The sequence below is a fragment of the Campylobacter sp. RM9334 genome (genome assembly GCF_020138145.1).
In the GTDB taxonomy this organism is placed as follows: Bacteria; Campylobacterota; Campylobacteria; order Campylobacterales; family Campylobacteraceae; genus Campylobacter_E.
Window position 1 is genome coordinate 102,115 of record NZ_JACGAX010000005.1, and the last position, 9,818, is coordinate 111,932.

The 9,818-nt window shown below is 27.1% G+C and carries 11 protein-coding genes and 2 tRNA genes; 9 read left to right on the forward strand and 4 right to left on the reverse strand.

All coding sequences use genetic code 11. The annotated features are described in order from the left end of the window. Positions 1-7 precede the first annotated feature (7 nt). The 3 genes from AVBRAN9334_RS03795 to rpsT are packed head-to-tail and all read right to left on the reverse strand — an operon-like array spanning position 8 to position 2,214. A complete protein-coding gene (locus AVBRAN9334_RS03795; protein ID WP_336607075.1) occupies positions 8-877 on the reverse strand; it encodes a hypothetical protein in 870 nt (289 codons plus the stop codon). After that, positions 874-1,941, reverse strand: coding sequence for a peptide chain release factor 1 (gene prfA, locus AVBRAN9334_RS03800; RefSeq protein ID WP_214117152.1), 1,068 nt, complete (start codon positions 1,939-1,941; stop codon positions 874-876). Before prfA ends, AVBRAN9334_RS03795 begins: the two co-directional genes overlap by 4 nt. A 6-nt stretch (positions 1,942-1,947) precedes the next feature. Next, a complete protein-coding gene (gene rpsT, locus AVBRAN9334_RS03805; RefSeq protein ID WP_214117154.1) occupies positions 1,948-2,214 on the reverse strand; it encodes a 30S ribosomal protein S20 in 267 nt (88 codons plus the stop codon). A gap of 99 nt (positions 2,215-2,313) precedes the next feature. On the opposite strand from rpsT, the gene glmM reads away from it, so the two are divergent. From glmM to AVBRAN9334_RS03840, 7 genes are all read left to right on the forward strand, one after another. Continuing rightward, on the forward strand, positions 2,314-3,636 hold the full coding sequence (gene glmM, locus AVBRAN9334_RS03810; protein WP_336607076.1) for a phosphoglucosamine mutase: 1,323 nt from the start codon (positions 2,314-2,316) through the stop codon (positions 3,634-3,636). Beyond that, a complete protein-coding gene (lspA, locus tag AVBRAN9334_RS03815; RefSeq protein WP_336607077.1) occupies positions 3,603-4,094 on the forward strand; it encodes a signal peptidase II in 492 nt (163 codons plus the stop codon). The genes glmM and lspA overlap by 34 nt, the downstream gene beginning before the upstream one ends. Then, on the forward strand, positions 4,078-4,521 hold the full coding sequence (hemJ, locus tag AVBRAN9334_RS03820) for a protoporphyrinogen oxidase HemJ (protein WP_214117160.1): 444 nt from the start codon (positions 4,078-4,080) through the stop codon (positions 4,519-4,521). Before lspA ends, hemJ begins: the two co-directional genes overlap by 17 nt. A 160-nt stretch (positions 4,522-4,681) precedes the next feature. Further along, complete coding sequence (locus AVBRAN9334_RS03825; protein ID WP_336607078.1) at positions 4,682-5,413, forward strand: IclR family transcriptional regulator; 732 nt, start codon at positions 4,682-4,684, stop codon at positions 5,411-5,413. A gap of 144 nt (positions 5,414-5,557) precedes the next feature. After that, positions 5,558-6,868, forward strand: coding sequence for a C4-dicarboxylate transporter DcuC (gene dcuC / locus AVBRAN9334_RS03830; RefSeq protein WP_214117164.1), 1,311 nt, complete (start codon positions 5,558-5,560; stop codon positions 6,866-6,868). A gap of 121 nt (positions 6,869-6,989) precedes the next feature. Then, the gene (locus tag AVBRAN9334_RS03835; protein WP_214117176.1) at positions 6,990-7,790 is read left to right on the forward strand and encodes an adenylosuccinate lyase; all 801 of its coding nucleotides are present in this window, start codon (positions 6,990-6,992) and stop codon (positions 7,788-7,790) included. An 87-nt stretch (positions 7,791-7,877) separates the two neighbouring features. Then, positions 7,878-8,171, forward strand: a complete 294-nt coding sequence (locus AVBRAN9334_RS03840; protein ID WP_214117178.1) for a DUF2325 domain-containing protein — start codon at positions 7,878-7,880, stop codon at positions 8,169-8,171. A gap of 55 nt (positions 8,172-8,226) precedes the next feature. Here AVBRAN9334_RS03840 and AVBRAN9334_RS03845 read toward each other — a convergent pair whose 3' ends face one another. Beyond that, the gene (locus tag AVBRAN9334_RS03845; RefSeq protein ID WP_214117180.1) at positions 8,227-9,216 is read right to left on the reverse strand and encodes a bifunctional 3,4-dihydroxy-2-butanone 4-phosphate synthase/GTP cyclohydrolase II; all 990 of its coding nucleotides are present in this window, start codon (positions 9,214-9,216) and stop codon (positions 8,227-8,229) included. A 153-nt stretch (positions 9,217-9,369) separates the two neighbouring features. Here AVBRAN9334_RS03845 and AVBRAN9334_RS03850 point away from each other — a divergent pair. Both AVBRAN9334_RS03850 and AVBRAN9334_RS03855 read left to right on the forward strand, forming a co-directional pair. Beyond that, a tRNA-Gln gene (locus AVBRAN9334_RS03850) sits at positions 9,370-9,444 on the forward strand. A 10-nt stretch (positions 9,445-9,454) separates the two neighbouring features. Next, a tRNA-Met gene (locus tag AVBRAN9334_RS03855) sits at positions 9,455-9,530 on the forward strand. The last annotated feature ends 288 nt before the right edge of the window (positions 9,531-9,818 follow it).

Below are 9,818 nucleotides of genomic sequence, written 5' to 3' on the forward strand. Positions count from 1 at the left end.
ATAAATGTTAATTTGATTCAAGTTTGTAAGTGCTAGAAAATAGGACATTTTTAGTATTGTAAATATTATCAATCAAAAAAGTTACTGATTTAATTTTAGGGTTAATTATTTCATCATAATGAGTAAATAAACTTTCAAAAAATATAATATTTTCATTATTTTTTAAAAATGGTTTTATGATTTCTTTAAATTCTATAAAAATAATTTTAATTAAATCAAAATTTTCAATCTTAAACTCAATTTTTTTATTTCTTATTTTAAAACTAATTTTACTTGTATTTGAAAGATTGATTTGTAAATTAGTCGCTATTTTAGAATAATCAATTGTGTTATTTACAACGCTATATTTTACTCTAAAATCTATACTAATATCATTTAACATATCAAGAACAGATTTATAAGCAGTTTTATTTAAATACCAAGATAAAAATGCTAAATCATCTTTTACATTGTCATTAAACTTCAGATTATCAACATTAAATTCAAATTCTGAACTCATATTAAACAAGCTAGTATCATCAAAATAATATTTATTTTTATCAAAATAATATTCTAAATTATTCTTTTCTATAAAAGAGTATTTTAAATCTTTAAAATCCTTTTCAAGTAATTGTAAAAAATTATAAAATGCAACTCTGTTTTTAATATAAATATTAGAGAATTTAAAATATTTAAAAACTCCATTTTCTATAAAACATTCAGTATAACTTGAACATTCCACCTTAGCTGCTATATATAATTTTTCAAGTAATTTTACTAGATAATCTATTTCTTGTTTTTGCTTGATTATGTTTCTTTGTTCTTGTTGATAATTATCATACAAAAACACACTAGTTGTTAATACAACAACAAGTATGCTTAAAATTATTTTTTTCATAAATTAGCTTCGTTTAAAGCCTCTGATTGATAGTGAGCTATTAGTGGTTCAATGATTTCATCTAATAAACCATCTTGCATAATTATGTCTAATCTGTGTAAAGTAAGATTTATTCTGTGATCACTTATTCTATTTTGTGGATAATTATAAGTTCTAATTCTTTCACTTCTATCTCCACTTCCAACTTGAGATTTTCTACTCTCTCGCTCTTTTGCTAATCTTTCTTGCTCTTGCATTTCATAAAGCCTTGCTTTTAAAACTTTTAAAGCACTTTCTTTATTTTTATGCTGACTTTTACCATCTTGATTAACAACAACTAAACCTGTTGGAATATGTGTAATTCTAACTGCAGAATCAGTAGTATTTACACTCTGACCACCATGACCACTACTTCTCATTACATCAATTTTTAAATCATTTGGATTTATTTCAATATCACTATCTTCTACTTCAGGCATAACTGCAACGGTTATAGCACTTGTATGAACTCTGCCTTGAGATTCTGTAGCAGGAACTCTTTGAACTCTGTGTGTGCCACCTTCGTATTTTAATCTTGAATAAGCTTTATCACCTTTAATTAATAAAATAATCTCCTTAAATCCACCTGCACTGCCTTCACTTTGACTAACTACTTCTATTTTATAATTTTTATCTTCAGCATATCTTGCATAAGCTTTAAATAAATCTCCGACAAATAAAGCAGCTTCATCTCCACCAGTTCCAGCTCTAATTTCTAAGAAAATATTCTTATCATCATTTGGGTCTTTTGGTAATAAAAGTATTTTTATTTCTTCTTCTAATTTAGGTTTTAATTCTTCTAATTCTTTTAATTCTTCTTTAGCTAAATCACCTAAATCAGGGTCTTGCAATAAAGTTTTATTTTCTTCAATTGAATCTAGCGTATTTAAATATTTTTTAGCAACCTCAACTATATCTTCTAAACTTTTTTGTTCTTTTGATAAGGCTGTAACTTTTGCTAAATCTGTAGTATTTTCAATATTACTTAAAAACGCTTGAATTTCTTCATAGCGTTTTAAGAAAGGTTCAAGTTTGCTTGCTAGCATTAAAAATTATGCACCAATTTTATTTACTAAAAGTGCTAAACGACTTACTTTTCTTGAAGCTGTTTGTTTTTTAATAAAACCACGGCTTACCATTTCGTGAATTTTTTTATTAGCTACTTTTAAAGCTGCTGCTGCTGCTTCATTATCATTAGCTGCTGCTGCTTCACGAACTGCACGAGTAATGTTTTTAAGTCTTGTTCTATAGAATCTGTTTCTAATAGTTTTTTTAATTGTTTGTCTAGCTCTTTTTTCTGATGATTTATGATTTGCCATAAAAAATTCCTTCGTAAAAATTTTTAAAAGACTGATTTTAGTAAAGTTTTGTTAAAATAATCTTAATTCAAAATTAAAATCATACTGAAAGGCAAAAAAATGATATTTGGAACAGATGGAATTAGAGGTTTTGCAGGTAATGATTTAAGTGCTTTTAAAGCTCTTAAAGCTGCTATGGCTATTGGAATTTTTTTTAAAAATAAAGCATTAACAAAAAAAGTAATAGTCGGAAAAGATACTAGAAGAAGTGGTTATATGATAGAAAATGCAATCGTTAGTGGTCTTAATGCAGTAGGTTTTAATGTATTGCAAATTGGCCCTATGCCTACACCTGCTGTTGCTTTTTTAAGTCAAGATTTAAGATGTGATTTTGCTATTATGATAAGTGCTTCTCATAATCCTTATTATGATAATGGTATTAAAGTATTTGATGCTAATGGATTTAAATTAAGCGAAAGCGAAGAATTTGAAATAGATAGAATATTTAATGATGATAATTTAATTAATTCGCATCTTGTAATAAAGGATAAAATCGGCTCTGCAAAAAGAATTGATGATGTAATAGGTAGATATATAGTTCATATTAAAAATTCTTTTCCAAAAGATACAACCTTAAAAAACCTTAGAATTGTTTTAGATTGTGCAAATGGAGCGGCTTATAAGGTTGCGCCTGCTGTCTTTTCTGAATTAGGAGCTGATGTTATAACATTAGCTTGTGAGCCAAATGGAATAAATATTAATGATAATTGTGGAGCACTTCATCCAAATATATTAGCTAAAGAAGTAAAAAGATTAAGAGCTGATGTTGGGTTTGCTTTTGATGGAGATGCTGATAGATTGGTTGTGGTTGATGAAAACGGAGAAATCATTAATGGAGATATTTTATTAGGGGTTTTAGCAAAAGCTTTAAAAGATAATAATAATTTAAGCGGTGTTGCAATTAGTAAAATGAGCAATATGGGATTTTTAAATTATCTTAAAAAACACGATATTTCTTATGTTACAACCGATGTTGGAGATAAATATATTCTACATGCAATGCAAGATAAAAATTATAATTTTGGTGGAGAGCAAAGCGGACATATAATTTTTAGCGATTATGCAAAAACTGGTGATGGCATAGTAGCAGCACTTCAAGTAGCAAAATTATTATTAAATAAAAAAGCTAGCGAGATTTTTAGCGAAATTAAATTATTTCCACAAAGCTTAACAAACCTAAAAATCACAGAAAAAAAACCTTTAGATAAATTAGAAGGCATAGATAACTTATATGAAAAATTAAATAAAAATAATGTGAATTATTTATTTAGATATTCAGGAACTGAAAATTTAATGAGAATATTACTTGAATGTGAAAATGAAAAAACCTTAAAAAATATGGAAAATGAATGTATAAAATACTTTCAAAGTGTGCTAGTATGAGAAAAAAAATTATCATCTCAAGTCTTATAATAGCCATTGTAATAATATTAGATAGACTTAGTAAAAATATATTTTTAGCAGGTTATGAATGGCATTTTACCCCTATTAGTTTTTATTTAGTTTTTAATGATGGGGTTGCTTTTTCAATGCTAAGTTTTTTACAAGAATATCTAAAATATATTCAAATAATGTTGCTTATAATTGCTGGAATACTTTTAATTAAAGAAAAAAAATTCCTAAACGATAATTATTATGCCCTATCATTCATATTAGCCGGGGGCATAAGCAATATTTATGATAGGTTTTTATATCCTGGAGTTATTGATTTTATAGCTTGGCATTATTGGTTTAACTTCGCTGTTTTTAATATTGCTGATGTGTGTATTAACCTTGGCGTTATTATAATAATTTTAAAAGAAATTTTTAAGAAAAGGAAGAAAAATGGAATTTCTAGCTAACAATTATGATTGGATAAAATGGCTTCATTACTTAGCATTTATTTCTTGGATGGCGACTTTGTTTTATTTGCCACGCCTTTATGTATATCATCAAGAACATTCACATAAAAAAGAATTTGTTGAAGTTGTAAAAATTCAAGAAGATAAATTGTTTTATTTCATAGGACAACCTTCTATGATAATTACGCTACTTACTGGAATTTTAATGATTAGTGCTAATTCAACCTTGATGAAACTTGGTTATTTTCATCTTAAATTATTGTGTGTTGTTCTACTACTGATTTATCATTTTGATTGCTTAAGATATCTTAAACAACTAAAAAATGATACCTGTAAAAAAAGTGGTAAATTTTTTAGAGCTTATAACGAAGTGCCTACTATAATAATGATAGGTATAATTACTGCAATGATTATAAGACCATTTTAAATAGGAATACAACATATTCCTATTTAAACAATAATGTATATTATCAGTTTAAATTCTTTTAAAAACTAAATAATAATACTAAGCTAAAAAACTTGTAATTTTAAGAGATAATTAAGAAATATCTAATATATTAAAATATCTTACATAAATAGGAAAAATCTTGGATACTTTACATCAACCAACTTTAAGGGTTATTAAAATTTTAGAGACTTTAAAAAATTGTGATGAAGGTCTTAACATAACACAAATTTCAAAAGAATGTAAAATCAGTATGGGAACTCTTCATCCTATTTTAAAAACACTTTGTGAATTAGATTATTTAAGTTTTGATAATAAAAATTACAAATTATCTTTTTGTCTAAATCCAGAACTAGAACAAAGGAAATCTACAAAAATTATAATTTATTATATGGATGAGCTAGCTAAAAAAATAAGATTAGCCGTGCAATTAGGGATTTTAAATGGTAAAAAAGTAATTTATTTACATAAAAGTGAAGGTAATGAAAAAATTATTCTAAAGACAAAAGCTGGAGATGTAGCCAATGCTAACGCAACTGCTCTTGGTAAAGCATTGTTATTTGATAAGAATTTAAATGAATTAAAAAGTATTTTCAAAAAACAAATTCTAGAGCAAAATACTGCAAGAACAATCAATAATATAAATGATTTATACGACAATATTCAGTATTGTAAAAATCTAGGTTATTCTTATGAATACGGGGAATATGATGATGATTTTTCTTGTTTTGCTGTGCCTATTTATAAAAACCAACAAATATTTGCCGCAATTAGTGTTACTATCTTGAAATTTCATATAAATGATGAAAAAAAGGATTTAATAACAACAGAATTATTAAAATATAAAAAAATTATAGAAGAGCAATTGCAATAATTATTTTAATAGTATTTAATATTCATATTAAATATATTTTAATTATTGCTTTATCATTTTTATAATTTATATCAAATTAACAACTTTCAGTTAGAATAAATGAAAATTAATTTTAATTTTTATTACTTAATCTAAGGAGAAAATATGGAAAGTTTTGCAATTCTTAAAATTGCACTAGCGTTAATAGTAGTAATTGTTACTATTACACTTTTAATTAAACGCCACGAATCAAGAATGGTTCTTTTTACAAGTGGTGTTGTTTTATGTATTATTGCAGGTGCTCCAATGGACGCACTAGAAGCTTTTACTAAAGCGATAAAAAAGGCAAACATTATTGAACCAATAGTTGCTGCCATGGGTTTTGCTTATGTTTTAAAACTTACAACTTGCGATAAGCATTTAGTTCATGCTTTGTCAAAAGTATTAAAATATGCAGGTATTTTTCTAGTTCCTGGAGCTGTATTAATCACTGCATTTATTAATATTTCAGTAACTTCTGCTGCTGGTTGCTCTGCTGCTGTTGGTGCGGTTATTATCCCGCTACTTATGAGAATGGGAGTTCATCCTGCACTTGCTGCTTCAACCGTTTTATTAGGAACTTATGGAAGCGCAAACTTAAACCCTGGTTATCATCAGACAAATATAGTCGCTGAAGTTAGTAAAGTAAATGTAATGGAAGTAATTCATTATGAAGCGTTTTATTTTGGAGTAAGTGCTGTAATTTGTGCTTTTGGATTAATGATTGTTGGCTTACTTTTAAAAGAATATAAAGGTTATGTTCTTGAAGATGAAAGCAATGATGATAAAGATTTCAAAATCAATCCTATAAAAGCTATTGTTCCAATTGTTCCTGTTGCTATACTTTTAGTTCTTAGCAATTCGCATTTTAAAGAATGGTATGAAGCTACTTTTGCACTTAAAGTTCCAAAAGTTGGCATTGGTCATGCAATGATTATTGGCTCATTATTAGCATTTATTACTTGCTTTAAAGATGTAAAAGCTGGTGAAGTTATGAAGAAATTTTGTGCTGGTATGGGTGAAGGATTTTCACATGTATATGGAATCATTATTTGTGCGGGGATATTTGTTGCAGGGCTTGAAGCTATGGGATTTGTTCAACAATTAATTGATTTTATGAAATCAAATCCAAATATTGCAACTTTCATAGGTTCTGTTGGAACTTTTGCCCTAGCCTTAATAACAGGTAGCGGAGATGCTGCCGGAATAGCATTTAATCAAGCTGTAACGATAAAAGCAGCAGATATCGGACTAGACCCTATGCACCTTGGCTCTGTTGTAACTGCTGTAGCTGGACTTGGAAGAAGTATGAGCCCTATTGCAGGAGCTGCTATTATATGTGCTACTTATGCGAAGGTTAATCCAATTGAACTAGCTAAAAGAAATGCAATACCAACAATTATTGCAGCAATAGTATATGTATTAATCGCTATTTAAATTCTACATTGCAAAAGGAAAATTAATATTATTTCCTTTTGCAAAAGTTCTTTTGAAAATCACTACAATTATATTTGGAATACAAATTGCTTATTTATAAAAAACTTTATAAAGGTTATAAATGCAAGTTGTACAGAATTTAGAATCAATTAGTATAAATACTCAAGATTTTTCATTTTTTAAAGAAATGAAAGAAATAATTAATAAAAATTTTTCACAAAATATCGGAAAGAAAAGCAAATTAATATCATTTTATGTTGAAAATGAAATTCCACAAAGAAGATATTTTTTAAAATTACTATCAATATTGAATAAAAAATACAATAACGAACAACTTCAAAATATAAATACCGCATATTATAAAAAATTTAAACTAAATCTAGTAAGCGTAAACAGCCTAAAAGCAATGATAAATTGTAAGCTTGATTTTATGAGAAAAGATATAATTTTAAATTTCTCAAATCTTGAAAAAAATTTAATAATTTATCTTTCTAATTATTTTAAAGAGCACGATATAAAAATATTAAAAACTAAATTTATCATCACTTATAAAGATGAAAATACCTTAAGTTTATTAGATAAACTATGTGCTTGTAACGAGCATTTAAATTACTGCGTAAGCTTTAGTCTAAGCGAATTGGCTTATTTGCAATTTAAAAAAGAAATTAAAAATGAGCTGAAAAAAGATAATAGGTTTTTAAATGTTTGTATGCTTTTAGAAGAACATTTTAAAACATTAGGAGTGGAAGTAGGAGCTAGTTTTGATGTTGTAAGGAATAAATATCTTAAGTTAAGTAAAGTTTATCATCCTGATTTTCACTCGGAAAAAAGTGAAGAAGTAAAAAGAGTTTTAAAAGAAAAATTTGAAGAAATAAATATCGCATATGAAAGCCTAAAACCATTGTATAAAAATGTAAGTTAATATAATTATTAGAAATTTATAATAATTATCAGTTTCTTTAAAGGTTAATTGAGTATCATACTCAAAATTATTTTTAAGGAGAGTTTTATGTCAGTTTTGGTTATTGGTGCAGATGAGATTACCCCTATTAAAGCAGTTTTACATGACTTAGGTGCAAAAACAATCACTCATTGGGATGCTAGAAATGAAAATAGAGTAAATCGTCAAAGCATTCCACAAGATACTGGCTGTGTTGTTATGCTTACAAGTTTTTTAAATCATAACACTATGAAAAAAATAAAAAGTCAAGCTAAAAAAAGAAATATTCCTTTAGTATGTGCTAAGCGTTCTGTTAGTTGTGTGTATTGTGAATACTGCAAGGTTTTGGGTTTAAATAAGTAAGTTTTAAAATAGAATTTGAAATCAATTATTTAATTTCAAATTCTAAATATTTTAATTATTCAATAATTAAGCCAAAGCCACTTAAAGCTGCAAATTGTTCTTGATTGCCTAAAAATTTAAACTTATTAATACCTAAATCTTTTAAAATCTGTGCTCCTATGCCATAATTTTTATCATCACTTTTTAAGCCTTCCATAAATACTAACATACCACCTTCTTTACTTAAATCATCTATTGATTTTAAAGTTTCTTCTAATTTAGTAGCATTTAAAATATTAATATCTTTAGAGCTCTTATAAAACTTAATCAGACTTTTTTCATTTTTACCTGCAAAAGCAAAAATAGTGTGAATATCTCCTAAAAAATCTTTATATACAATCTTTTTAACATCTTTACATAGTAATTTAGTTTTTTCTTCACTAATTTTTGATACTAAGCTTTCATTTTGTAATCTATACTTGATTAAGTCTTCAATAGTTACTAATTTTATATTGTGCTTTTTGCCAAATTCTATTAAATCATCACGCCTAGCCATTGTTCCATCAGGATTCATAATTTCACAAATTACACAAGCAGGAGTAAGACCAGCTAATTTACACATATCAACCGTTCCTTCCGTATGCCCTGTTCTAACTAATACACCGCCATCTTTTGCTATTAACGGATTAATATGACCAGGTCTTACAAAATCACTTGCAACTGCATTTTTATTTGCAAATAATTTTATAGTAGCATCTCTTTCGCTAGAACTAACACCTGTACTTGCCGTTTTAATATCCACCGTAATAGTAAATGCCGTTTCATGATTAGAAGTATTTTTAGGAACCATTAGAGGTAATTCAAAATGCTCTGCAATTTTTTTATCTAGTGCTACACAAACAACGCCCCTAGCATGTGTTAATGTGAAATTCACCTTTTCTGGTGTGCTAAATTCTGCTGGAAAAATCAAATCACCTTCATTCTCCCTATCTTCAGCATCTAGCATTATCAACATATTTCCTTTTTTTAATTCTTTTATACCTTCTTCTATACTAACAAAAGACATATTTTTCCTTTTAATAATTATTTTAATTAAGTGTATGTAAAAATAATATATAAATGTTTAGCAATACAAAAAAAATAAGTAAAAATTATTTTTTTAAAAATTTTACTTGACAAATATATTTTTTTGATATATAATCACGCTTTTAATTTGCATTGGGGTATCGCCAAGCGGTAAGGCAACAGGTTTTGGTCCTGTCATTCAGGGGTTCGAATCCCTTTACCCCATCCACTTTTTTTGTCGCGAAATAGAGCAGTGGTTAGCTCGTCGGGCTCATAACCCGAAGGTCGGGGGTTCAAATCCCTCTTTCGCAACCATTTTAGCATAATTAGAATACTTATTTAATATATAAATCTTTATCAGACTTCTTTTTTATATAAATGTTTAGAATTTTAACATCTTTGAACTTAAAAAATTCTTAAAATAGTTTAGTTTTATTTTACTTTGAAAATGTTGTTTTTTTATGTTGGTTTATTGCTTTTCTTAAGTGAAACTTAATAAGGTTAAAATGCCTATTACATAGGCATTTAAGGGGCGAATTTTTAAAATCTCGCAAATTTGTATAAATAAGACAAGGCGGGGTTCGTTACGGCGTTGGGCTCACG